The 21599-nt window shown below is 64.9% G+C and carries 25 protein-coding genes; 11 read left to right on the top strand and 14 right to left on the bottom strand.

Going from position 1 to position 21599, the window contains the following annotated elements:
• Window positions 1-11: 11 nt before the first annotated feature.
• Window positions 12-2750 carry a [protein-PII] uridylyltransferase gene (locus tag IE101_RS17730; protein ID WP_189635235.1) on the bottom strand — a complete coding sequence of 913 codons (2739 nt, stop codon included), beginning with the start codon at window positions 2748-2750 and terminating at the stop codon, window positions 12-14.
• Window positions 2751-2797: 47 nt separating this feature from the next.
• Window positions 2798-3979 carry a penicillin-binding protein activator gene (locus tag IE101_RS17725; RefSeq protein WP_189635187.1) on the bottom strand — a complete coding sequence of 394 codons (1182 nt, stop codon included), beginning with the start codon at window positions 3977-3979 and terminating at the stop codon, window positions 2798-2800.
• A 37-nt stretch (window positions 3980-4016) separates the two neighbouring features.
• Between IE101_RS17725 and rsmI the strand changes: the two genes are divergently transcribed.
• From rsmI to gshB, 3 genes are read left to right on the top strand one after another with little or no spacing between them, the layout of a single operon-like run.
• A complete protein-coding gene (gene rsmI / locus IE101_RS17720) occupies window positions 4017-4940 on the top strand; it encodes a 16S rRNA (cytidine(1402)-2'-O)-methyltransferase (protein ID WP_373296136.1) in 924 nt (307 codons plus the stop codon).
• Window positions 4940-5302: a YraN family protein gene (locus tag IE101_RS17715; RefSeq protein ID WP_189635185.1), complete on the top strand. Its 363-nt coding sequence runs from the start codon at window positions 4940-4942 to the stop codon at window positions 5300-5302. The genes rsmI and IE101_RS17715 overlap by 1 nt, the downstream gene beginning before the upstream one ends.
• A gap of 56 nt (window positions 5303-5358) precedes the next feature.
• Window positions 5359-6303 carry a glutathione synthase gene (gshB, locus tag IE101_RS17710; RefSeq protein WP_189635184.1) on the top strand — a complete coding sequence of 315 codons (945 nt, stop codon included), beginning with the start codon at window positions 5359-5361 and terminating at the stop codon, window positions 6301-6303.
• On the opposite strand, the gene IE101_RS17705 is transcribed toward gshB, so the two are convergent.
• From IE101_RS17705 to cobU, 4 genes are all read right to left on the bottom strand, one after another.
• The gene (locus tag IE101_RS17705) at window positions 6278-7801 is read right to left on the bottom strand and encodes a YifB family Mg chelatase-like AAA ATPase (protein ID WP_189635183.1); all 1524 of its coding nucleotides are present in this window, start codon (window positions 7799-7801) and stop codon (window positions 6278-6280) included. The two genes, gshB and IE101_RS17705, sit on opposite strands and share 26 nt — an antisense overlap.
• A 47-nt stretch (window positions 7802-7848) precedes the next feature.
• Entirely contained in the window at window positions 7849-8715 is an 867-nt protein-coding gene (locus IE101_RS17700) for a glutathione S-transferase (protein WP_189635182.1), read from the bottom strand.
• Between the two features lie 71 nt (window positions 8716-8786).
• Window positions 8787-9347 (bottom strand): histidine phosphatase family protein, encoded by a 561-nt coding sequence (locus IE101_RS17695; protein ID WP_189635181.1) that lies wholly within the window; start codon window positions 9345-9347, stop codon window positions 8787-8789.
• Window positions 9344-9847, bottom strand: coding sequence for a bifunctional adenosylcobinamide kinase/adenosylcobinamide-phosphate guanylyltransferase (gene cobU / locus IE101_RS17690; protein WP_229804286.1), 504 nt, complete (start codon window positions 9845-9847; stop codon window positions 9344-9346). Before cobU ends, IE101_RS17695 begins: the two co-directional genes overlap by 4 nt.
• A 103-nt stretch (window positions 9848-9950) precedes the next feature.
• Between cobU and IE101_RS17685 the strand changes: the two genes are divergently transcribed.
• The gene (locus tag IE101_RS17685) at window positions 9951-10826 is read left to right on the top strand and encodes an RNA polymerase factor sigma-32 (RefSeq protein WP_189635179.1); all 876 of its coding nucleotides are present in this window, start codon (window positions 9951-9953) and stop codon (window positions 10824-10826) included.
• 75 nt (window positions 10827-10901) lie between these two features.
• Window positions 10902-12122, top strand: a complete 1221-nt coding sequence (coaBC, locus tag IE101_RS17680) for a bifunctional phosphopantothenoylcysteine decarboxylase/phosphopantothenate--cysteine ligase CoaBC (protein ID WP_189635178.1) — start codon at window positions 10902-10904, stop codon at window positions 12120-12122.
• Here the strand turns inward: coaBC and IE101_RS17675 are convergent.
• Window positions 12086-12880 carry a protein-disulfide reductase DsbD domain-containing protein gene (locus IE101_RS17675; protein ID WP_189635177.1) on the bottom strand — a complete coding sequence of 265 codons (795 nt, stop codon included), beginning with the start codon at window positions 12878-12880 and terminating at the stop codon, window positions 12086-12088. The two genes, coaBC and IE101_RS17675, sit on opposite strands and share 37 nt — an antisense overlap.
• Window positions 12881-12999: 119 nt before the next feature.
• On the opposite strand from IE101_RS17675, the gene IE101_RS17670 reads away from it, so the two are divergent.
• Window positions 13000-13554, top strand: a complete 555-nt coding sequence (locus IE101_RS17670) for a YqgE/AlgH family protein (protein ID WP_189635176.1) — start codon at window positions 13000-13002, stop codon at window positions 13552-13554.
• A gap of 4 nt (window positions 13555-13558) precedes the next feature.
• Here IE101_RS17670 and IE101_RS17665 read toward each other — a convergent pair whose 3' ends face one another.
• Both IE101_RS17665 and IE101_RS17660 read right to left on the bottom strand, forming a co-directional pair.
• Entirely contained in the window at window positions 13559-14620 is a 1062-nt protein-coding gene (locus IE101_RS17665) for a quinone-dependent dihydroorotate dehydrogenase (RefSeq protein ID WP_189635175.1), read from the bottom strand.
• On the bottom strand, window positions 14617-14955 hold the full coding sequence (locus IE101_RS17660; protein ID WP_189635174.1) for a DUF952 domain-containing protein: 339 nt from the start codon (window positions 14953-14955) through the stop codon (window positions 14617-14619). Before IE101_RS17660 ends, IE101_RS17665 begins: the two co-directional genes overlap by 4 nt.
• Before the next feature lie 175 nt (window positions 14956-15130).
• Between IE101_RS17660 and IE101_RS17655 the strand changes: the two genes are divergently transcribed.
• Window positions 15131-16726: a bifunctional metallophosphatase/5'-nucleotidase gene (locus IE101_RS17655; protein WP_189635173.1), complete on the top strand. Its 1596-nt coding sequence runs from the start codon at window positions 15131-15133 to the stop codon at window positions 16724-16726.
• Between the two features lie 50 nt (window positions 16727-16776).
• Here IE101_RS17655 and IE101_RS17650 read toward each other — a convergent pair whose 3' ends face one another.
• On the bottom strand, window positions 16777-16944 hold the full coding sequence (locus tag IE101_RS17650; protein WP_189635172.1) for a hypothetical protein: 168 nt from the start codon (window positions 16942-16944) through the stop codon (window positions 16777-16779).
• A gap of 2 nt (window positions 16945-16946) precedes the next feature.
• Window positions 16947-17672 carry a DUF3108 domain-containing protein gene (locus tag IE101_RS17645; protein ID WP_229804285.1) on the bottom strand — a complete coding sequence of 242 codons (726 nt, stop codon included), beginning with the start codon at window positions 17670-17672 and terminating at the stop codon, window positions 16947-16949.
• 165 nt (window positions 17673-17837) lie between these two features.
• Between IE101_RS17645 and meaB the strand changes: the two genes are divergently transcribed.
• The 4 genes from meaB (at window position 17838) to IE101_RS17625 (ending at window position 20334) form a co-directional block, all read left to right on the top strand.
• Window positions 17838-18812, top strand: a complete 975-nt coding sequence (meaB, locus tag IE101_RS17640) for a methylmalonyl Co-A mutase-associated GTPase MeaB (RefSeq protein WP_189635170.1) — start codon at window positions 17838-17840, stop codon at window positions 18810-18812.
• 231 nt (window positions 18813-19043) lie between these two features.
• Window positions 19044-19331, top strand: coding sequence for a 50S ribosomal protein L28 (gene rpmB, locus IE101_RS17635; RefSeq protein WP_189635169.1), 288 nt, complete (start codon window positions 19044-19046; stop codon window positions 19329-19331).
• Between the two features lie 107 nt (window positions 19332-19438).
• The gene (locus IE101_RS17630) at window positions 19439-19795 is read left to right on the top strand and encodes a hypothetical protein (RefSeq protein ID WP_189635168.1); all 357 of its coding nucleotides are present in this window, start codon (window positions 19439-19441) and stop codon (window positions 19793-19795) included.
• Between the two features lie 38 nt (window positions 19796-19833).
• A complete protein-coding gene (locus IE101_RS17625) occupies window positions 19834-20334 on the top strand; it encodes a copper chaperone PCu(A)C (protein ID WP_189635167.1) in 501 nt (166 codons plus the stop codon).
• A 48-nt stretch (window positions 20335-20382) separates the two neighbouring features.
• On the opposite strand, the gene IE101_RS17620 is transcribed toward IE101_RS17625, so the two are convergent.
• Genes IE101_RS17620 through IE101_RS17610 form a run of 3 tightly spaced genes read right to left on the bottom strand, consistent with a single transcriptional unit; the run spans window position 20383 to window position 21339 of the window.
• Window positions 20383-20724: an SIR2 family protein gene (locus IE101_RS17620; protein ID WP_373296135.1), complete on the bottom strand. Its 342-nt coding sequence runs from the start codon at window positions 20722-20724 to the stop codon at window positions 20383-20385.
• A gap of 47 nt (window positions 20725-20771) precedes the next feature.
• A complete protein-coding gene (locus tag IE101_RS20085; RefSeq protein WP_189635165.1) occupies window positions 20772-21017 on the bottom strand; it encodes a Sir2 family NAD-dependent protein deacetylase in 246 nt (81 codons plus the stop codon).
• Between the two features lie 13 nt (window positions 21018-21030).
• Entirely contained in the window at window positions 21031-21339 is a 309-nt protein-coding gene (locus IE101_RS17610; protein WP_189635164.1) for a hypothetical protein, read from the bottom strand.
• Window positions 21340-21599 lie beyond the last annotated feature (260 nt).

Raw genomic sequence — 21599 nt, 5'->3', positions numbered from 1 at the left:
GCCGGACGCGGTCAGGCCTGCGCCCGTTCCGCGCCCTCGGCAATTGCCTGGCGCAGCTTCTTTTCGAGCGCTTCCTGCCGATGTTTCTGGTGCAGCTTCAAGCCGAACATGTCCTTCACATAGAAGGCATCCACCACCTGTGCCCCGAAGGTCGCGATCACGGCCGAGGCGATGTAGATATTGTTCGCCGCCAGCGTGCGCGTCAGATCGTAGAGCAACCCCGGCCGGTCGCGCGTATCGACCTCGATGATCGTGTAGATCTCGGACCCTTCGTTGTCGAAGGTGATATGGGTGGGGAAGCGGAATTCGCGTTCGCGCTTTTTCACCTTGTCGCGGTCGGCCAGTGCCTGACGCGGGCGCACCTCGCCCTTGAGCGTCTTGTCGATCATCTGCGACAGGCGGGGCAGGCGGGCGACCTCATAGGGGTGGCCGTCGCTGTCCTGAATCCAGAAGACCGCGGTCGCATAGCCGTCTTTCGACGTATAGGTCCGCGCGTCCACCACATTGGCCCCGACCAGCGCCAGCGCCCCCGCCAGACGCGAGAAGATGCCCGGATGGTCGGCCAGCGCGAAACAGGCGCGCGTGGCATCGCGGGCGGGATCGGGGTGCAGGTCGATGCGGATCTCGTTTTCCGGCAGGCCACGCAACATGCGCGCGAAGGTCGCCTGCGTTTCGGTCATCAGACCCTGCCAATAGGGCGGGTAATGGCGGCCCAGTTCGACCCGCAGGTCCTTGGCCTCCCAATCCGACAGGGCCTCGCGCAGGTGGCGCTTGGCCTCATTCTCGCGCCGTTCGCGGTTGACGTTCTCCAGCCCGCCTTCCAGCGCCTCGGCGGTGTGCTGATAGAGCTGACGGATCAGCACGGCCTTCCAGTTGTTCCAGGTGTTCGGCCCGACGCCGCGGATGTCGCAGACCGTCAGCACCGTCAGCAGATCCAGCCGCTTGCGCGTCCGCACCGCCTTGGCAAAGTCGCGCACCGTGCGCGGATCGCCGATGTCGCGCTTTTGCGCCATGTCGGACATCAGCAGGTGATAGCGCACCAGCCATTCGACCGTCTCACATTCTTCATCATTCAGGCCAAGACGGGGGGCCACGCGGCGTGCGATCTGGGCGCCAAGGATCGAATGATCTTCGGGGCGGCCCTTGCCGATGTCATGCAGCAGCAACGCCACATAAAGCACCCGTCGGTTGACATGCCCGTCCTTCAGGATCGAGGAACAGAGCGGCAGCTCCTCGACCAGCTCGCCCCGTTCGATCTGCGCCAGCGTCGAGATGCATTGGATGATGTGTTCGTCCACCGTGTAGTGGTGGTAGACGTTGAACTGCATCATCGCCACGATGGGTTCGAATTCCGGGATGAAGGCGCCCAGCACCCCCAGCTCGTTCATGCGGCGCAGCGCCCGTTCGGGGTTGCCGTGTTTCAGCAGCAGATCAAGGAAGATCCGCAGCGCCTCGGGGTTTTCGCGCAGCTCGTCGTCGATCAGGTGCAGGTTGGCCGCGATGATCCGCATCACATTGGGATGGATCAGATAGCCGGTCCGCAGCGCCTCTTCAAAGACGCGCAGCATGTTCAGCTTGTCATTGAGAAATTTCTTCGGGTCGGCCGCATCGATCCGCCCCTGCACCGCCTTGAGCCCGGGATGCACCTTCTTGCGGCGGCGGAACATGCCGATCAGATTGGCCTCGGGCTTGGCATGGCGTGCCTCGAGCTGGGTCAGGAAGACGCGCGTCAGCTCGCCCACCCGGGTGGCATGGCGGAAGTAATCCTGCATGAAGACCTCGACCGCGCGGCGCCCGCCGCTGTCGTGATATCCCATGCGGGCTGCAACCTCGACCTGCAGGTCGAAGGTCAGCTGATCCATCGCGCGTTTGCAGATGTAATGCAGGTGGCAGCGCACCGCCCAGAGGAAGTTTTCCGCCCGGTTGAAGGTGGCGAATTCCTCTTGCGTGAAAAGCCCCGCAGACACCAGCCCGGCCGGATCGGATACCCGGTTGAGGTATTTGCCGATCCAGTAGAGCGTCTGTAGGTCGCGCAGGCCCCCCTTGCCCTCTTTCACATTGGGTTCCAGCACATAGCGCTGGCCGCCCTGCCGTTTGTGCCGCTCGGCCCGTTCCTTCAGCTTGGCATCGATGAATTCGGGGCCCGAGTTGCGGAACAGCTCGGCCCAGAGGGTGTCATCCAGCTCGCGCACCAGAAAATGGTCCCCCGCGATCATGCGCGATTCCAGCAGGGCGGTGCGGATGGTGATGTCCTCGCGCCCCAGCCGAACGCAATCGCGCACCGTGCGGGAACTGTGGCCGACCTTCAGCTTCAGATCCCACAGGATGTAAAGCATCGTCTCGATCACGCTTTCCGCCCAGGGGGTGATTTTCCAAGGCGTCAGGAACAGCAGATCGACATCGGAAAAGGGCGCCATCTCGGCGCGGCCATAGCCCCCCACGGCCAGCACGGCCAGACGCTCGGCCTCGGTCGGGGTGGGCAGCGGATGAAAGATCTGCCGCGCCAGATCGAAGGTCACGGTGACCAGCCCGTCGGTCAGATAGCTTTGCGCCCGGGTCAGGGCGCGCGCCTCAAGCGGCCGCAAGGAAAAGGCAGCGGCAAGGGCGGCATTGGCGGCCGTCTTGGCCTGCGCCAGATGCCGCACGGCCAGGGCGCGGCCATTTCGGGCATCGGGTTCGGCCGCGATCTCGGCCGAGATGGTGGCGAAAAGCGCGCGGGGGTCGATGATCTCGACCCCCGGCAGGAGCATGTCCTGATTGGAAATGGCAGCGCGGTGCAAGATGCGTGGATCCTGCCTCAGAACCCAGGGCCGGCAAAGCTGCGCGGCGCGGGGTCAAGGATCGTGACCTGATTGTTCTGAACGGCCGCCACCGCAAGCCCGCGTTCATTGGTCCCATCGGGGCGCAGGCGGAAAATGCCGTTCACGCCCACAAAGCCCGACCCCTGGGTCAGCGCCGTGGTGGACAGGGCACCATTGCCGCCCCGCTGCATCAGCGCGCCGATCGCGGCAATGCCGTCATAGGCCAGCCCCGAAATCGGCAGCGGCGGTTCGCCGTAAGCCGCCTGATAGCGGTTCTGGAACTGGTTGAACAAAGCCGGGTCCGGCATCGCGAACCACCCGCCCTGCACGCCCGGAATCGACAGTGTCGCCGCCGGGATGTCCCAGCGCGTCAGGCCGATGAAGGCCGTGCTGGGCGGCACGATCCCCTGATCACGGAGCATCTGCGTGATCAGCGGCAGCGCCCCGGCGGTATCGGCAGTCAGGAACACCGCCTGTGCATTGGCCGTGCGCGCCGTATTGGCGATGGCCGGCGCGGCCTGCACGATGCCGTTTTGCGAAAATTCGTAGGATTCGACGCCCACAACCTGCCCACCCGCGCTGGCCACGCCGCGCTGGATGGCAACCTTGCCGGCCTCACCTGCGATATTGCGGTCGGCGACAACAAGGATGCGACCCTTGCCTGACCGGACGGCATAGCGGCTCAGACGCTCGGCCGTGTTCTGAAAGGTCGGACCCAGCACAAAGACATTGCCACCCGCGATGTCGGTATTGTTCGAGAAAGACAGCACGCTGACCCCCCGACCCGCGACCGCCACGCCTGCGGCATTGGCCTCTTGCGCATAAACCGGGCCGAGAATGATCTTCGCCCCTTCATCGACCGCCTTCACGGCCTGCGCCTGTGCCTGTGCAGGCTGACCGGCCGTCGGATAGACCCGCAGGTCAATGCGCGCGCCGCCCAGATCGGAAATCGCCAGCCGCGCCGCATTCTGCAGGCTACGCGCGAGCAGCTCGTCACTGGCCTGCCCGGACCCCGACGGTACCAGAAGCGCCACCTGCACCGGGGCGTTGGGATCGATCTTGGGTCCGCCTCCGCCCGTCGGTCCCCCGGCAGGCACACAGGCGGCCAGCGTCGCGGCGGACAGGGCAACGGCAGCGCGGGCCAGCGACTTGCGGGCCTTTGCGAAAACAGAGAACATGCGGACTTCCTCACTCTCGGCGGCTGGTCAGACGATCTTGACGATAGCCGCCGCCGGGGGGGAAGTAAACTTTGGAGGAAGGACCCCTCGCGCGATGAGCGAAACGAAGCCAACCCTGACGCGACTCGCCCCGGGGCTCTATTTCGTTGCCACCCCGATCGGGGCCGCGCGCGATATCACCTTGCGCGCACTGGACATTCTCGCCAGCGCCGATGTGCTGGCCGCGGAAGACACCCGTACCCTGCGGCATTTGATGGAAATCCACGGAATCCCCGTCGGGGGGCGACCGCTGGTCCCCTATCACGACCATAACGGCGAAAGCGCGGGCGTGCGGCTCCTCGCCATGATGGCCGAGGGGAAGTCAGTCGCCTATGCCTCCGAGGCCGGAACGCCGCTGGTGTCAGACCCCGGCTATCAACTTGGCCGGGACGCGATTGCCGCGGGCCAGACCGTGCTCGCCGCGCCGGGGCCATCGGCCGTGCTGGCGGCGCTGACCGTTTCGGGCCTGCCCAGCGACCGATTCCTTTTTGCGGGCTTCCCCCCCGCTTCGGGCGGGTCACGGCAGAGCTTTCTGGAAACTGCCGCCGCCAGTGATGCGACCGTGATCCTGTATGAAAGCCCCAAACGTCTTCAGAAATTGTTAGGGGAATTGGGCCAATATCTGGAGGAAGACAGGCCGGTCGTGGTCTGCCGCGAACTGACCAAGCGATTCGAGGAAAGCGTGCGCGGGACTTTGGCCGAAGTCCGCGCCGCCTTTGAGGATCGCGACGTGAAGGGGGAAATCGTGGTGCTTTTCGGGCGGGCGCCGACGCGCGTCGCATCCGAAGGGGATGTCGATACGGCTCTGCGGCAGGCCCTGACCCAGCACCGGGTCAAGGATGCTGCGGCGCTGGTTTCCGAGGCTTTGGGGCTGCCACGGCGGGATGTCTATCAGAGGGCGTTGAAACTTTCGGGGGAATGATGCGGCAAGATCAGGGGCGGACGGCGTTTCACGCCGGGGTAGCTGCGGAAGGGTCGGTGGAACGGCTTTACGAGCGGGCGGGGCGACCGATCCTGGCCCGCCGCTGGCGCGGACAGTCCGGCGAGATTGATCTTGTGGCGCGCGATGGTGACGCCGTCGTGTTCATTGAGGTCAAGAAAAGCAGCACCCATGCCCGGGCAGCAGAACACCTGTGCCCCCGGCAGATGGCGCGGATTTATGCTGCCGCCTCGGAATATCTGGCCCGCGAACCCAAGGGCCAGCTGACCCCGGCCCGCTTCGATGTGGCGCTGGTCGATCAGGTCGGGCGGATCGAGATTCTTGAAAACGCCTTTGCCGCCTGATTGCATCCCGGTCTGGGCTGAGGCACACAAAAAGGCGAAAGCAGAAGGGAAATCCGATGCGCCTCAAAGTTGCCTTCCAGATGGACCCGATCGGGTCGGTCAATATCAACGCCGACAGCACGTTCCGCATTGCGCTTGAAGCGCAGGCGCGGGGGCATGAGCTGTTTTACTACACACCCGACAAGCTGGCCTTCGTCGAAGGCCGCGTCATCGCACGGGGCTTCCCGATCGAGCTGCGCCGCGAAGTCGGCAATCATGTCACCTATGGGCCGGAAGCCGAGGTTGATCTGGGCGAATTCGATGTGGTTTGGCTGCGCCAGGACCCGCCCTTCGACATGGGCTATATCACTACGACCCATCTGCTTGAGATGATCCACCCTGGAACTCTGGTGGTGAATGATCCGTTCTGGGTGCGAAACAGTCCCGAAAAGCTCTTGGTGCTGAATTTCCCGCAGTTGACTCCGCCGACCGCCATTGCCCGCGATCTTCAGACGATCCGCGATTTCAAAGCGCGGCACGGCGACATCATCCTCAAGCCGCTCTATGGCAACGGCGGGGCCGGTGTGTTCCGGTTGGATCCGAACGACCGCAACCTCGCCTCTCTGCATGAGCTTTTCACGTCGATGAGCCGTGAGCCGATGATCGTGCAGAAATTCCTGCCGGCCGTCGCGCAGGGGGACAAGCGGGTGATCCTGGTGGATGGAGAGCCTGTCGGGGCAATCAACCGGGTGCCGCAGGCTGGTGAGACACGGTCGAACATGCATGTCGGCGGTCGCCCCGAGCAGGTGGGTCTGACCCCCCGGGATCTTGAGATCTGCAGCATCATTGGCCCCGTTCTGCGCGAAAAGGGCCAGGTTTTCGTTGGGATCGACGTGATCGGCGATTGGCTGACCGAGATCAACGTGACCTCGCCCACCGGCATTCAAGAGCTGGAGCGGTTCGACGGCATCAACACCGCCGCCCGCATTTGGGAGGTCATCGAGGCAAAACGCGCTCGTTGATCGCAAGCCGGTAGCTGACGGCCTCGGCGATATGGGGCGTCCGCACGTCGGGCGACCCCGCCAGATCGGCAATCGTACGGGCCACGCGCAGGATTCGGTGATAGGCCCGTGCGGACAGGCCAAAACGTTCTGCCACGCGGGTCAGCAGGGCGCGCCCTTCGGCATCTGGGGCGGCGATCTCCTCCAGCACGTGGCCATCGGCATCGGCGTTCACGCGCACCCCCGGCGTCTTGGCAAAGCGTTGGTCCTGAAGCGCCCGCGCCGCAGCGACCCGCGCGGCCACAGTGGCCGAGCTTTCGCCGCCAGATGGCAGGTCGAGGTCGTGGAAGGCCACAGGCGGCACATCAACCCTGAGGTCGAAGCGATCCATCAGCGGCCCCGAAATTCGCCCGAGGTAGTCCGACCCGCAGCCCGGTGCGCGGCTGCAAGCCCGTCCGGGATCGCTGAGATAGCCGCAGCGGCAGGGGTTCGCGGCTGCCACGAGCAAGAATCGGCAGGGATAGCGCACATGGGCATTGGCCCGTGCAACCATCACATCGCCGGTTTCAATGGGCTGGCGCAGCGTTTCAAGAACGGTCCGTGCGAACTCGGGCAGTTCATCCAGAAACAGAACCCCGTTATGGGCCAACGAGATTTCCCCCGGCTTTGCCCCGCGCCCGCCCCCCACAATCGCGGCCATCGAGGCCGTGTGATGCGGCGCCCGAAAAGGACGTTCCCGTGAAACCCCACCTTCTGAGAGAAGGCCCGCAATCGATTGAACCATTGAGGTTTCCAGCGCCTCGCTGGGCGAAAGCGGAGGCAAAAGGCCGGGCAGGCGGGCGGCCAGCATGGATTTTCCCGATCCCGGTGTGCCGACAAGCAACAGATGGTGGCGCCCGGCGGCGGCAATCTCAAGCGCCCGCTTGGCGCGTTCTTGTCCCTTCACCTCGGCGAGGTCGGGCAGATGGCGCCGGGCTGCGACCTCACCGGCTTCGGCGGGGTGGATCGGGGATTGGCCGGTGAAATGGCGCACCACCTGATCGAGCGATCCGGCCGCGAGAACCTGTGTCGCACCGACCCAGGCGGCCTCGGCCCCGCAAGCCTGGGGGCAGAGCAAGGCGCGGTCGGCCTCGGCGGCGGCCATGGCTGCAGGCAGCGCCCCCGTCACAGGCAGGATGCGCCCGTCGAGCGATAGTTCCCCCAGTGAGACCAGCCCCTCGACTTCATCCCTCGGGAGGATGTCCAGCGCGGCCAGCAGCGCCATGGCGATGGGCAGGTCGAAATGCGACCCCTCTTTCGGCAGATCAGCGGGGGCGAGGTTAACCGTGATCCGTTTCGACGGCAGCGCGATCGACATGGCGCCAAGGGCGGCGCGTACACGCTCTTTCGCCTCGGACACTGCTTTGTCTGGCAGGCCCACCACGGAAAAACCGGGCAGGCCGGGGGCGAGGGCGCATTGCACCTCGACCAGCCGGGCCTCGATCCCTTCGAATGCGACCGTAAAACTGCGCGCGACCATGATCCGCCACCCCGTTAACCCTTATGAACGGGGTAGCGGGGAAAGCTTTACGATTGGTAAATGGCCATGAAGGCGGGCCAGGCTTCCGGGTCGGCAACCGTTTTGTCGCGGCAGAAGGCGTTGCAGAACCCAAAGCGCCGCCCGTCCAGTTCAAGGACATGCGTCACGGGTTTGCCGGAATAGGGGCAGGCGGCATTTTCCGCCTCGGTCCCTTCAACGGCACGGGCGGGCAGAGGGCGGGAGCCGGGCCAGTCGCGGCGGGCGTAATCACGCCAGTAGAACGGCTGATCCGCGCCATCGACCAGGCCCATGGCGCGCCAGCGGCGGAAGGAAGGATGCGCCAGATGCTGATCGACATAGGCCTGCGCGGCGGGGCCGACGGGCAGGTTGTAGGTGGCAATCCGCGTGGCGACAGGGGCGAAGAACACATCCGCAACCGAATAGGACCCGGCCAGCCAGGTGCCGCCCACTTCTGCCCGTGCCCAGGCCCAGAGCGTTTCAAGCCGGGCGAGATCGGCCAGAACCTCGGGCGGGGGCGCGCAATCCTGATAGCTGACGCGCAGGTTCATAGGGCAATGGCTCCGCAGGGCGACAAAGCCCGCGTGCATCTCGGAGGCCAGCATCCGCGCCACGGCCCGCGCCTTGGGATCGGTCGGCCAAAGTCCGGCGTCCGGGTGGCGCGAGGCGAGCTCTTCGGCGATGGCAAGGCTTTCCCCGATGGCCAGCCCCTCGGGCAGGCGCAGGGCCGGGGCGGTACGCGCGGGGAAGAAGTCCTTGAGCATATTGGGTAATTCATCAGTATAAAGCCGCGCCTGATGCAGATTTACCGGAATCCCGAAGGCATCGAAAAGCAGCCAGCCGCGCAGCGACCAGCTGGAATAGGCGCGATCTCCGATCACAAGATCATAGGTCATGGCAATCTCCTTTTCCGGCACGCTAATGCAGGTCGGACGGGCTGCCAAATGGTGATCTGTTGGGCGATCCATCACGAAATGTGATTGACCCGCCCGATCTGCCAGCTGCCGTCGAATTGCACTTCGCTGAGCGAAAGCGGATCAATTTTCTGGCCGAAGATCACCTGCACCGAACAGCCGCGGGCCCGTTGCAGGGCGGCAAGGATCGGCCCGAAATGACAGACGACAATCGCCTGATCGGGCAGGGCATCCAGCCCCGCATGAACGCGGGCGGCCATGGCGTTCCAGCTTTCGCCCTCGGGGGCGGCCACATCGCCTGCATCTTCCCAAAAGGCGCGCAGCAGGGCTGCGTCGCGGGCATCGGCCTCGGCGTGGGTCAGGCCATCCCAGGCGCCGAAATGGATTTCGCGCAGACGCGGGTCATGGGGCAGGCGCGGGCGGGTGCCTTGCAGCGCGTCAGCCGTGGCGACCGCGCGGATCAGGTCGGAGGAGATGACCGGCACATTGTGCGGCAGCAGCGCCCCCAGCCGCGACAGGGCGCCAAGGTCCGACAGATCGGCCGCGCGGTCCGTCCAGCCGATCATCTCGCGCGCGTGGGTCGGCCCGTGGCGCACCAGCCAGAGGCGCTTCATGGCCGCTCTCCCTTCAGCGTCACGGGCAGGCCCGCGATCACCGCCACCGCCAGACCTGACGCTGCCGCCAGCGCCTGATTGAGCCGCCCCTGCGCGTCGCGGAACCGCCGTGCCAGCGCGTTTTCCGGCACGATGGACCAGCCGAGTTCATTGGTCACCACCACCACCGGGGCGGGGCAGGCCTCAAGCGTGGCGATCAGCGTGGCGGTTTCCGCAGCCAGATCCGCCTCGGCCAGCATCCGGTTGGTGAGCCACAGCGTCGCACAATCGACCAGAACCACCGCCCCCGCCGGAACCTGCGCCAGCGCACCGGCAAGATCATGCGGGGCCTCAATGGTCTGCCAATCGGGGCCGCGATCTTCGCGATGGGTGGCAATGCGTTGGCGCATCTCGTCATCCCAGGCCTCGGCCGTGGCGATATAGACGCGCGGGCGGCCCGTCGCGGTCACCATCTGCTCGGCAAAACGTGACTTCCCGGATCGCGCCCCGCCGATCACCATGGAAACCTTCGGCAGAAATACTTGTTTATCCGGTGATCCGACCACGTTTCTGCCCCGTATCCAGTTCAAACTTCCGCAAGATACACCGAACACGGGGGATCTCATGGCTCTCGACGGATATAGCGACCATCGCATGTCGCGCCAAGCGATGAAGGCCGAACTGCTGGACCCGGAGACCGAGGCCCGCCTCGCCCGCGCCTGGCGTGACCAGCGGGATGAGGCGGCCCTTCACCGCCTGATCCATGCCTATATGCGGCTGGCAATTTCAATGGCCGCCAAGTTCCGCCGCTATGGCGCGCCGATGAATGATTTGATCCAAGAGGCAAGCCTGGGCCTGATGAAGGCCGCCGACAAGTTTGACCCGGACCGCGGCGTGCGTTTTTCGACCTATGCGGTCTGGTGGATCAAGGCGAGTATCCAAGACTATGTGATGCGGAACTGGTCGCTGGTGCGGACGGGATCGACTTCCAGCCAGAAATCGCTGTTTTTCAACATGCGCCGGGTACAGGCCCAGCTGGAACGGGCCGCTGCCGATGCGGGCGAGGTGCTGGATACCCATCAGCTGCACGCGCGCATCGCCTCGGACCTTGGAGTGCCGCTTGCGGATGTGCAGATGATGGAGGGGCGGCTCAGCGGGTCGGACTTGTCGCTGAACGCCGCGCAGGGCAGCGATGAAGAGGGGCGCGAGTGGATCGAGCTTCTGGAAGATGACGGCCCGCAGGCGGATGAACAGATCGCCGCCAGCCATGACGGCGCCGCCCTGCGCGGCTGGCTGGCAGAGGCACTGGGAAGCCTGAGTGCGCGCGAACGCTATATCGTGGCCGAGCGCAAGCTGAAGGCCGAGGGGCGGACGCTGGAGAGCCTCGGTGCCGAATTGGGCCTGTCGAAGGAGCGCGTGCGGCAGCTTGAAGCCGCGGCTTTTGCCAAGCTGCGGCGCAAGCTCGAGACCGGCGCCCCCGAGATCGTCAATTTCCTGTAAATCCCGCCGCCTGAGCGGGTGGTTGAGTTTCCGTCCCGCGCCCCCTACACCAAGACAAAAGCGGGAGGGCGGGCGATGCTGGCAGGAAAGCGGCTTCTTGTGATGATCGGGGGTGGCATTGCCGCCTACAAGACGCTTGAGCTGATCCGGCGCCTGCGGGAACGCGGCGCCGCAATCACGCCGGTGATGACTCGCGCCGCCACTGAATTCGTAACCCCCCTGTCGGTTTCGGCCCTTGCGGGTGAGACGGTGCATTCCGACCTTTTCGACCTGACGGCCGAGGCTGAAATGGGCCATATCCAGCTGTCGCGCGTGGCCGATCTGATCGTGGTGGCCCCCGCAACTGCCGATCTGATGGCGAAGATGGCGCAGGGGCGGGCGGATGATCTGGCCTCGACGCTGCTGCTGGCCACCGATACGCCCGTGCTGATCGCGCCTGCCATGAATGTACGGATGTGGCAGCACCCCGCAACCCAACGGAACCTGCGTCAGCTCCTTGCCGATGGGGTGCGCTGTGTCGGCCCCAACGAAGGGGATATGGCCTGCGGGGAATACGGCCCCGGCCGCATGGCCGAACCGATGGAGATCGTCGCCGCCATCGAGGCCGCTTTGACGGCAGGTCCTCTGCAGGGGCGGCATGTCCTGGTGACCTCGGGCCCGACGCATGAACCCATTGACCCGGTTCGCTATATCGCCAACCGCAGCTCCGGCGCGCAGGGCACGGCGATTGCCGCCGCGCTGCGGGATCTGGGCGCGCGGGTGACCTTTGTCACCGGGCCGGCCACCGTTCCCCCGCCCGCGGGCGTCGACCTGCGTCGGGTCGAAACCGCGCGCGAGATGCTGGCTGCGGTTGAGGCCGCCTTGCCCGCCGATGCCGCCGTGTTTGCCGCCGCGGTGGCGGATTGGCGGGTGGCCAATGCGGCGGGGCAGAAGATGAAGAAGGATGGCAGCGGGCAGGCCCCCGCGCTGGAATTTGCGGAAAACCCCGATATTCTGGCGACAGTTTCGCGCATGGGTCCGGGGCGGCCCGGTCTTGTTGTGGGCTTTGCCGCCGAGACCGAAAAGGTCGTGGATCATGCCACCGCCAAACGCGCCCGCAAGGGCTGTGACTGGATCGTTGCGAATGATGTCAGCCCCGAAACCGGCATCATGGGCGGTAGCGAAAATGCCGTGGTGCTGATTTCCGAGCGCGGTGCCGAACATTGGCCGCGTATGGCGAAGGAGGCGGTCGCCCAAAGGCTCGCCCGGCGGATTGCCGATCAGTTGATCGGGCAGCCCGTGACTTCCAGCGCCTGACCCGGCGACAGGATCGTCAGCCGCAGCCGCGCCGGATCAAAGGTGAAGGCTTGGCCCGGTTGCGGCACGAAATCGGCCATGGCGATCAGGTCAGACCCTTCACGCGAAACGGCCGAATCCGACACCCAGACCGGGCCATCCGTTTCCATCACCACGGTTTCATGGCCCGGCGCGGGCGGAATCGCCAGCCGGGCAGTCACGCGCAACCCATCCTGAATGTCTTCGACCCGGCACCCCACCTGCGTCAGGCCGGCCCGCGCCGCATCTGCAGGCACGGCCGCCATGGCATCTGAAATCATCCCGTCCGGCGCCCCGGTCATGGGCAAGAGCCCGGCCAGAGACAGCGCTGCGGGCATGCAGATGTCGTTGCACACCCCCAGTTCAACCCCCGCCTGCAAGCGCACCGGGCGCTGCGGATCCTTCGGCGTGATTTCAACCGGCAAGACCACGTCGCCACGATAACCGATGGTCTGCATCCCCTGAAAATCAAAGACCTCTGGCCGGGGCCAATGGATCTGCACCGCGCCGACATTTTCCGACCCCGACCAATCGAAGATCGGCGCCACCCCGGCATCGCCGGGCGCGCGCCAATAGGTCTTCCAATGGGGGGCGAGTTGCAGATGCAGCGCGGCGAATTGCTGACCGCTTTCGCTGCGCCAGCCGGGGCGAAGTTCGGCGCGCAGGACATCGTCCTGCGTGACCGGCTGGGCGGCAAGCGGCGAGGACAGGCAGATCAGGGACAGGACATAACGCATCATGACGCGAACATAGGCAGCATGGCGCGAATCCGAAATCACAATCCAGCGAAGCCATGCGGAGGTAAGCCTTGAGGTGGCCGCCCTGCCACGCCATATCTGAAGGAGAAGGGAGGCCGCCTATGGACCTTAGTGGCTCGATCCTGATCTCCATGCCTGGCATGGGCGATCCACGGTTTGAAAGAACTGTCATCCTGATCTGCGCCCATAGCCCGGAAGGGGCGATGGGCCTGATCATCAACAAACCTGCGCCCGATCTCGACTTTTCGGCCCTGCTCGACCATCTCGATATTCCGCGCGGTCTGGCCGGGCGGGATATTCGCGTGCATCTGGGGGGGCCCGTCGAACGGGGCCGCGGCTTCGTGCTGCATTCGCCGGATTATGCAAGCAATGGCGGCACCCTGGATGTGGCTGGCATTTATGGCATGACCGCGACGCTGGATATCCTGCAGGACCTGGCACAGGGGCGCGGGCCATGCGAAGCGTTGTTGGCGCTGGGATACGCTGGTTGGGGGCCGGGCCAGCTTGAGGATGAAATCGCCCGGAATGACTGGTTGACCGCGCAGCCCCCTGCGGGTCTGGTTTTTGCCCCCGATGATGGGGGCAAATGGGGCGCTGCGCTGCGGTCGATGGGAATTGACCCGCTGGTCCTGTCTTCGGCCGCGGGTCACGCCTGAGCGGTCAGAGCCAGTCGGCGCGACCGGTGCCGGTGGCGTCTGTGACGCGGGCAAAACCTTCGCGTTGCGCGATCGCCTCAAGGCCCCGCGCGACGCGGGCGGCAAGCGAGATGCCCTCATAAACCATCGCGGTATAGATCTGCACCGCAGTCGCCCCGGCGCGGATCTTTTGCCAGGCCTGTTCGGGCGTGGATATGCCGCCCACCCCGATCAGGGGCAGTCGCCCTTCGGTCAGTGCCGAAAGCTGCGCCAGAACGCGCGTGGATTTTTCGAACAATGGTGCGCCAGAAAGCCCGCCCATTTCGCCTTTATGTGCAGATTTCAAACCTTCGCGCGAAAGCGTGGTGTTCGTGGCGATAATCCCCGAGATGCCGGAATCCAGCGCCACCTGCGCGACATCCTCAAGGTCCGCCGCCGACAGATCTGGCGCGATCTTGAGGAAGACCGGCACCGGACGGGCCAGTTCTGCCCGCACATCCATCACCCGCGCCAAAAGCGCGGCCAGCGCGGCCCGCCCCTGCAGATCGCGCAGCTTTTCGGTATTGGGCGAGCTGACATTGACGGTGGCAAAATCAATATGCGGCCCGCAGGTCGCCAGAACCTCGCCGAAATCGGCGGAACGGTCGGCGGAATCCTTGTTGGCGCCAAGGTTCAGACCCACCGGCACCGGCCCCTTGGGCCGCAGGGCAAGGCGTGCCGAAATCGCGCAGGCGCCATCATTGTTGAACCCGAAACGGTTGATCGCGGCGCGATCCTCGGTCAGGCGGAAGAGGCGCGGCTTGGCATTGCCGGGCTGCGGGCGCGGCGTCGCTGCGCCCACCTCAAGGAACCCGAAACCCGAGCGCATCAGCGGCGTCAGCGCGACGGCGTTCTTGTCATAGCCTGCAGCCAGCCCCACCGGATTGGGCAGGACCATCCCGGCCAGATCGGTTTCCAGCCGGGCCGAGGTCACAACCCCCGGCAGCGGGACAAGGCCCGCGCGCAGCGCGAGCAGCGAAAGCGAATGCGCCCGTTCCGGATCGCAGCGGTGCAGGGCCGCAAGGCCAAGGGATTCGGTCAGGCTCAAATCACGCCCTCGGGGAAAATGTGTCCGGAAACGCCCAGCGGTAGCGACTTGTCCCAGACAACATCGCCAAGACGCAGGCGGCGGTAGAGATGGGGGAACAAGGCCCCCCCGCGCGAGGGTTCCCATTTCAAGTCCGCGCCCAGCGGTTCCACCCGCACGGCAACCAGCACAAGGTCGCTTTCCGTGCTGAACCATTTGGCGGCGGTTTCCGCCACCTGGGCCGAGGTCGAGAAATGGATGAACCCATCCGCCAGATCGACGGGCGCCCCGGCGGTTTCACCCGCGGCGCGGAAGGCATCCCATTCGGGGCGGCGGAAGATCTTGTAGATCAGCATGGCGCTTCCATGCACCGGGACGGCCGTCCGGTCAATGGCTGCTGGGCCTTGGCGGAAAATTGCGCAGGGTCATGGTGCCGTTACGGAAGGCGGCAAGGCTGTGTCGCATCCGGCTTTGACTTGCGCGGGAATGGCGCCCAGGCTGCCATCATCAACTTTAAGGGGAGTTTTCGGAATGCGTGCCACGCTTCTTCTGACGGCGGTTCCGCTGGCCCTGTGGGCCGGGGCCGCGCAGGCGGATTACACCTTGCATGTCCTTCATACCAATGACTTTCACAGCCGGATTGAACCGATCAACAAGTTCGATAGCACCTGTACCCCGGAAGAGGCTGCCGAAAACGCCTGTTTCGGCGGTGTCGCCCGCCTTGCCGCCAAGATTGCCACGCTGCGCGGGCAGATCCGTGACGCCGGGGGCAATGTCGTGGTGCTGGACGCGGGCGACCAATCCCAGGGCAGCCTGATGTTCACCACCTACAAAGGTTTGGCCGAGGCGGAATTCATGGCCGCCATCGGCTATGATGCCATGGCGATCGGCAACCACGAATTCGACAATGGCCCCGAAGGTGTGGCGACCTTTCTTGGCGCCGTGGGCTTTCCCATCCTGTCGGGCAATATTGATGTCAGCCAGAACCCGCTTCTGAAAGGGCGTGTGCAGCGTCATGCCATCCTTGAGGCGGGCGGCGAAAAGATTGGCATCGTTTCGGCGCTGGCAACCGATACCCCCGAAACCGCGAGCCCCGGCCCAACCATCATTTTCAAGGATGACATCGACAGTCTGAAGGCCGATGTGGCCGAACTTGAGGCGGCCGGCGTCACCAAGATCATTGCCCTGACCCACGTCGGCTACAAGCGCGACCAAGAGATCGCGGCGGCAGTCCCGGGGATCGATGCGGTCGTGGGCGGGCATAGCCACACCTATCTTTCCGCCACCGACCCCGAGGCCGATGGTCCCTATCCCACCTGGGTCGAGGGGCAGGGCGCGCGCGTCCCGGTGGTGCAGGCCTATGCGTATTCGAAATACCTTGGCCATCTGGAGCTGACCTTCGATGATGCGGGGCAGTTGATCGAGGCCAAGGGCGATACCCTCCTGCTGGACCACACGGTTGCCCCGGACCCGGCGCTTGAGGCCAAGGTCGCGACGCTCGCCGGGCCGATTGCGGCGCTGAAGGCCAAAGTGGTTGCCGAAACCTCGGCCGTCATCGACGGCACGCGCGAAAGCTGCCGGGCGATGGAATGCCAGATGGGCAATCTGGTGGCCGAGGCGATGCTGGACCGTGTCAAGGAACAGGGTGTGACCATCGCGCTCACCAACGGCGGGGGGCTGCGCGCCTCGATCGATGCAGGCCCGGTCAGCATGGGCGAGGTGCTGACGGTGCTGCCATTCCAGAACACTCTGGCCACCTTTACCGTCCCGGGATCGGCGCTTGTCGCCGCGTTGGAAAACGGGGTCAGCCAGATCGAGGAAGGCGCGGGTCGTTTTGCGCAGGTTGCCGGTCTGAAATATAGTTTCGATCCTGCCGCACCTGCGGGCGCCCGCGTGTCGGATGTCGAGGTGCGGGTTGGCGAAGGCTGGGCCCCGATTGACCCGCAGAAGGATTATCTGGTGGTCTCCAACAATTATGTCCGGGGCGGCGGCGACGGGTTCAAGATGTTCGTCGATGCGAAGGATGCCTATGACTTCGGCCCCGATCTGGCAGATGTTCTGGCCGAATATCTCGCCAAGAACAGCCCCTATACCCCGGGCACCGATGGGCGCATCACCCGTAAATGATCATCCGCGCGTGAGAAGGCAAAGCCCGGGCGCAGGCCCGGGCTTTTCGTTCAGTCCTGCTTCTTGGCCTCGGCTGCCGCCTTCATGCGCGCCAGCAGGGCCGCTTTGTCATCCTTCGATCCGAAGGGGTTTTTGGCGCCGCCCTTCTGATTGAGTTCCTGATGGCGCTTGGGCGCCTTCTTGGCCCCGGCGACGGAACCCGATTTGCTGTAATCCATGGTCATTCCCTTACCAGACGCGCCTTGCCGTAAAGCGTATCCATCGCGACCTCAACCACCCTCATCTTGCCATCAGCCCCCGGGGCATAGGTCAATGTGAAGGGGAAGCTGGTCTTTTCGGCCATGTCGTCGGGCGAAAAACCAGCCACGCGGCGGTATTCCCCGGCGCAAACCACCTGGCTGCCCTCTGCCTTTGGCGCCCCGAGCAAAAGCTTTGACGACCTCCGCCCGTCGAACATGGCAAGGTCGCGGTTGCATTCCTTGCCCGGCGCCACGTCCCGCAGCACGGCATACATGGCCGTCAGCGGATCGACAGTGCCCTTCTGGCTGGTGGGGTCCACATCCCAGGGCTTGGCCTTGCGTTCGGGCTTGTAGCTTTCGATGCGTGGCACGCCCTGTTCCCAGATCATGACCGACTGCGACTGGCGCTTGCCGGTGTCGGCATCCTCGGCATAGCGCGTGGCGCTATAGGTGCCATCTGCCGCGATGCGCCCCTTGGCGGTGGCGTCGTAACGCACCTTCTTGAGCAGCGCCGCAAAGCCCGAGGTCTTGAGCACCCCGCGCACCGCATAGTCGCCGCCGGGGTCTCCCGCGCCGCTCCAGCTGAGGCTCCCGGCAGTGATGCCGCGCAGCACCAGATCGAACTGCGCCTCTTCTGCACGGACCATCCCGGCCAGCGCGGCCGAGATGCCCGCTGCCAGTCCTACGCGTTTCAGCCAGTTTGCCACTGCCTCACTCCGTCTGTTTGTCTGCACCGATGGCGCGACATGGCGCCCCGCTGCTTTCACTGGAATATACAGACGCAAACAGGCATTACAGCCCGAAGGTTCCCGCATCGGCCCCTTCGCGCCGATGACGTCGGGGCCGCGCAAGCAGAGGGCCGGAGACCAGCCATGGATGTTTCAACTCTTGCACAATCCGTGATTGCGGGGGATCGCCGCGCGCTTGCACGCGCAATCACGCTTGTGGAAAGCGCGCGCGAAGATCATCGCACCCAGGCCCGCGCGCTGGTGGCCGCGGTGGCCAAGGGCGGGCGGCAGGCGCTCCGGATCGGCCTTTCGGGTACGCCGGGGGTGGGGAAATCCACCTTCATCGAAAGCTTCGGCTGTTTCCTGACCGCGCAGGGGCTGCGGGTGGCGGTGCTGGCGGTCGATCCGTCCTCGGCCCGCTCGGGGGGGTCGATTCTGGGCGACAAGACCCGGATGGAGCGGCTGTCCCGCGACCCGCTGGCCTTCATCCGCCCGTCACCCAGCCAGACCCATCTGGGCGGCGTGGCCCGCCGCACGCGCGAGGCCGTCACCCTGTGTGAGGCTGCGGGCTATGACGTGGTGCTGATCGAAACCGTCGGCGTCGGGCAATCGGAAACCATGGTGGCCGAGATGTGCGACCTGTTCCTGCTGCTGCTTGCACCCGCGGGCGGGGATGAACTGCAAGGGGTCAAGCGCGGCATCATGGAGATGGCCGACCTGATTCTGGTGAACAAGGCCGATGGTGATCTGAAACCCGCCGCACTGCGGACCCAGGCCGATTACGCGGGCGCCCTGCGCCTGCTGCGTCACCGCCCGCAAGACCCCGAGGGCTTCCCCAAGGCGATGACCGTCTCTGCGCTGGAGGAAGCCGGCCTGGCGCAGGTCTGGTCCGAGATCACGACGCTTGCCGAATGGCGCCGCGCCGAGGGGCATTGGGATAGCCGCCGCGCGGCCCAGGCCCGCCACTGGTTTGAGGAAGAGGTGCGGCAGGGGCTGCTGGCCTCGTTGGCGCGCGATCCGCTGCGCGGGCTGATGGGCCAGTTGGGCGAGGCCGTGGGGCAGGGACGTCGCACCCCCGACGAGGCCGCGGCCGAGCTTTTGGCCCTGCTGGGGCGCTGATCGGGGGATGCGCCCGCAGCCGGCCCATGCTAGAGATGGTCGAGCCGGAAATTCCTTTGCTGGGGTTGGAAAAAACCAGGGCAGGGCAGGGTGAATCGCTTGACCTAAGGCCCGTTTGCCCCTACACGGCTGCGATGGAATTCGGTGCCTGCTCTCTTTGCGGGCTCCATGGGTGTTACTCCGGGCCGCCGCCATCTGCTGGCAAAGGTCCGAAAGACAAGGAACTCGAAGATGTCGCGCGTCTGCGAACTGAGCGGTAAAGGCCCGATGGTTGGCAACAACATCAGCCACGCAAACAACAAGACCAAACGGCGCTTCCTGCCGAACCTGAACGACGTCACCCTGATGTCGGACGTTCTGGGCCAATCGTTCAAACTGCGCGTTTCGGCGGCTGCTCTGCGCACCGTTGATCACCGCGGCGGTCTGGATGCCTTCCTTGCCAAGTCGAAAGACGATGAGCTGTCGGCCAAGGCCCTGAAGATCAAGAAAGACATCGCCAAGGCGCAGGCTGTCGCCTGATTTCTGCCGGTGATGCACCAGCTTGGCCCCGCCTTTGGCGGGGCTTTTGCTTTTCTGGACAGGATGCCGCACTGGCGCCGGTGGCGCATTCCGCCTAAGCTTTTCGAATGCGTGTCCCAACTTCCATTCTGCATCCCGTCATGGGGGTTCTGCTGGCCCTGACCCTTGTGGTGGGCAGCGTCGGCATGGCGGTCGCGCGGGGGCAGGCCCGACCAGTGCAGACGCTTGTGATCTGTACCGGACATGATCTGGCCACCATCACGCTGAACGCCGATGGCGAGCCGGTGGGGCCCCGGCACCTTTGCCCCGACTGCGTGCCTGCAGGTCTTGCGGTGCTGACAGTGGCGCCGGTGCCCACCCGCCCCATGACGCTGACTTATGCCGAATTTGGCGCCCCGTTGCCTCTCTCGGCCTTCCTTCCCCGTCCGCCCGCCTTGGCGCGGGGGCCGCCCCTGCTGTCCTGATCCGAGCTGAATTTCCAATCTGATCAAGGACAAGACTGATGTTTCTGAAATCTGCCCTCACCGCAACTCTGCTCTGTGCGGCGCTTCCTGCCTTTGCTGAAGGCATCAAAATCTCTGACGCTTATGCCCGCGTCTCTGGGCCATCTGCCAAATCTGGCGCGGCCTTCATGATCATTGAAAACGCTGCTGATGCGGATGACCGCCTCATTGCCGCCACGTCAGAGGTGGCGGCCAAGGTCGAGCTGCATACCCACACGGAAGACGCAGCCGGGGTAATGCAGATGGTGCATGTGCCCGAAGGGTTTGTCATTCCGGCGCAGGGCCAGCATGCGCTGGCGCGCGGCGGCGATCATGTGATGCTGATGGGGCTGACTGGGCCGCTGGCGCAGGGTGACAGTTTCAAACTGACCCTGACGTTCCAAAATGCAGGGTCCATCACCCTTGATGTCCCGGTCGATCTGACCCGCGACGAAGGTGGCATGATGCAGCAGGGCGCCAAGATGGGCCACGGCCACGCTGCGCACGGCGCCTCAAACTGACCCGTTCGGGGCCGCGGCTAACCTTTCGTTGACCCAAGCGGGCACGATCTAGCTAGCCGGGCCAAGGCGAATCCCGTGAAAGCCCGAGGCCACTGCGCTGGCCTCGGCGTTCCGCTCGAAGCAGGCTACGCCAAAGCGCGCGGCTTTCTGCGTGAAGGCCGCTACCGGGAAAACCGTTTCAGATGCCCCAGTGGGCACAATCAGAACCGCGGCCCGAAGCGCCACCCAGATTTCTTGCAGATGGTAATAGGATTCGTCGAACCAGACGATATCTGGGCGCACCGGTCCAGCGCAGCAACCGGGGCATCTGTCGTCGGGCGCCGTCACCGCGGGCCTTTGCCAACGCGCCCTGCACGCGGCATAGTGCGCGGATGCGAGGGCAGCATGCATGTCAAGCGCAGCCCGTTCATGCAGGTCATCCACATTCTGTCTGGCGATCAGCAGGTTGCCCTGCCATTTCCGTCCCATCTACGCAGTGCAAAATGGGCTGAATCCGGAACGCTGCTGCGACGGTTGCTGCGCCCTTCGTTGTAAAACTCAAGCACCTTGGCCGAGGTCGCGAACCTTTGCGGGGCGCCCTCGGCCAAGTCATAACGCGTCCAAAGGCCAAACTCGTCGCGAAACGTCTCTAGGCCGCTTTCGGCGCTGACGCCTGGCCCGGTCAGAATCAAGAGGCGTTGCATCGCCTGTGGCCGGTCAGCCCCCGCAATAGGCGCCAGCCTGGTCGCCAAAGACCTTGTAACGTTCCCAGAATTCATCGTCCGACTCGCGCTTGGACACCCAGACGTCATGGGCCAGATCTGGGTCTTTCATCAGCTTTGCCGCACGACGTTGGTCTGCGCCCCGCAGCGTCATGTCGGCAACTTGCTGGATGCAGGCGCAGACCGCACCATTGCCACCGTCGGCCTGTCGACAGGCACGTTCAATGGGGCCGGCGGAAGCCGAAGTCACCAAAAGGGGAAGCGCCAACGCCGCGAGCGCGACGATGAGAGTGGGTTTCTGCATTGCTCTGCCTCTTGCCAGTTGGCGGGGTCTTCCTCCGCCACGGGTCATTTTCTGGCAAATAGTATGACGATTCGGGTCAAAATTCGCAATGCCGCACCGCAGCTGCACGCGATTTGACGGTGAATCTTTTACTGGACCCAAGAAAAGCTGAGTCGGGCTCAGCAGGCACAAGACTTGGGGCCCGCAGGTCTGGGTATCATGGCTTTGACCGGGTGCTGCCTCAATAAAATCCGGGCGCAGCCGCTGGGTTTCCAGTCCGC

Origin of the sequence: Gemmobacter lanyuensis, from assembly GCF_014652355.1 — a bacterium.
Classification (GTDB): Bacteria; Pseudomonadota; Alphaproteobacteria; order Rhodobacterales; family Rhodobacteraceae; genus Gemmobacter; species Gemmobacter lanyuensis.
The sequence above is the reverse complement of the archived record's forward strand: the minus strand, read 5'-3'. Positions and strand labels throughout refer to the sequence as shown.

Coding starts and splice junctions, on each gene's coding strand:
- IE101_RS20085 (WP_189635165.1), bottom strand. CDS start 21,017: ATGCAACGCCTCTTGATTCTGACCGGGCCAGGCGTCAGCGCCGAAAGC.
- IE101_RS17625 (WP_189635167.1), top strand. CDS start 19,834: ATGTTTCTGAAATCTGCCCTCACCGCAACTCTGCTCTGTGCGGCGCTT.
- cobU (WP_229804286.1), bottom strand. CDS start 9,847: ATGGTGATCGGCGGGGCGCGATCCGGGAAGTCACGTTTTGCCGAGCAG.
- rpmB (WP_189635169.1), top strand. CDS start 19,044: ATGTCGCGCGTCTGCGAACTGAGCGGTAAAGGCCCGATGGTTGGCAAC.
- IE101_RS17730 (WP_189635235.1), bottom strand. CDS start 2,750: ATGCTCCTGCCGGGGGTCGAGATCATCGACCCCCGCGCGCTTTTCGCC.
- IE101_RS17660 (WP_189635174.1), bottom strand. CDS start 14,955: ATGCTGATCTACAAGATCTTCCGCCGCCCCGAATGGGATGCCTTCCGC.
- IE101_RS17700 (WP_189635182.1), bottom strand. CDS start 8,715: ATGACCTATGATCTTGTGATCGGAGATCGCGCCTATTCCAGCTGGTCG.
- IE101_RS17670 (WP_189635176.1), top strand. CDS start 13,000: ATGGACCTTAGTGGCTCGATCCTGATCTCCATGCCTGGCATGGGCGAT.
- IE101_RS17650 (WP_189635172.1), bottom strand. CDS start 16,944: ATGGATTACAGCAAATCGGGTTCCGTCGCCGGGGCCAAGAAGGCGCCC.
- IE101_RS17675 (WP_189635177.1), bottom strand. CDS start 12,880: ATGATGCGTTATGTCCTGTCCCTGATCTGCCTGTCCTCGCCGCTTGCC.
- IE101_RS17685 (WP_189635179.1), top strand. CDS start 9,951: ATGGCTCTCGACGGATATAGCGACCATCGCATGTCGCGCCAAGCGATG.
- IE101_RS17695 (WP_189635181.1), bottom strand. CDS start 9,347: ATGAAGCGCCTCTGGCTGGTGCGCCACGGGCCGACCCACGCGCGCGAG.
- coaBC (WP_189635178.1), top strand. CDS start 10,902: ATGCTGGCAGGAAAGCGGCTTCTTGTGATGATCGGGGGTGGCATTGCC.
- gshB (WP_189635184.1), top strand. CDS start 5,359: ATGCGCCTCAAAGTTGCCTTCCAGATGGACCCGATCGGGTCGGTCAAT.
- IE101_RS17655 (WP_189635173.1), top strand. CDS start 15,131: ATGCGTGCCACGCTTCTTCTGACGGCGGTTCCGCTGGCCCTGTGGGCC.
- IE101_RS17610 (WP_189635164.1), bottom strand. CDS start 21,339: ATGCAGAAACCCACTCTCATCGTCGCGCTCGCGGCGTTGGCGCTTCCC.
- IE101_RS17620 (WP_373296135.1), bottom strand. CDS start 20,724: ATGCATGCTGCCCTCGCATCCGCGCACTATGCCGCGTGCAGGGCGCGT.
- IE101_RS17725 (WP_189635187.1), bottom strand. CDS start 3,979: ATGTTCTCTGTTTTCGCAAAGGCCCGCAAGTCGCTGGCCCGCGCTGCC.
- IE101_RS17630 (WP_189635168.1), top strand. CDS start 19,439: ATGCGTGTCCCAACTTCCATTCTGCATCCCGTCATGGGGGTTCTGCTG.
- meaB (WP_189635170.1), top strand. CDS start 17,838: ATGGATGTTTCAACTCTTGCACAATCCGTGATTGCGGGGGATCGCCGC.
- IE101_RS17715 (WP_189635185.1), top strand. CDS start 4,940: ATGCGGCAAGATCAGGGGCGGACGGCGTTTCACGCCGGGGTAGCTGCG.
- IE101_RS17705 (WP_189635183.1), bottom strand. CDS start 7,801: ATGGTCGCGCGCAGTTTTACGGTCGCATTCGAAGGGATCGAGGCCCGG.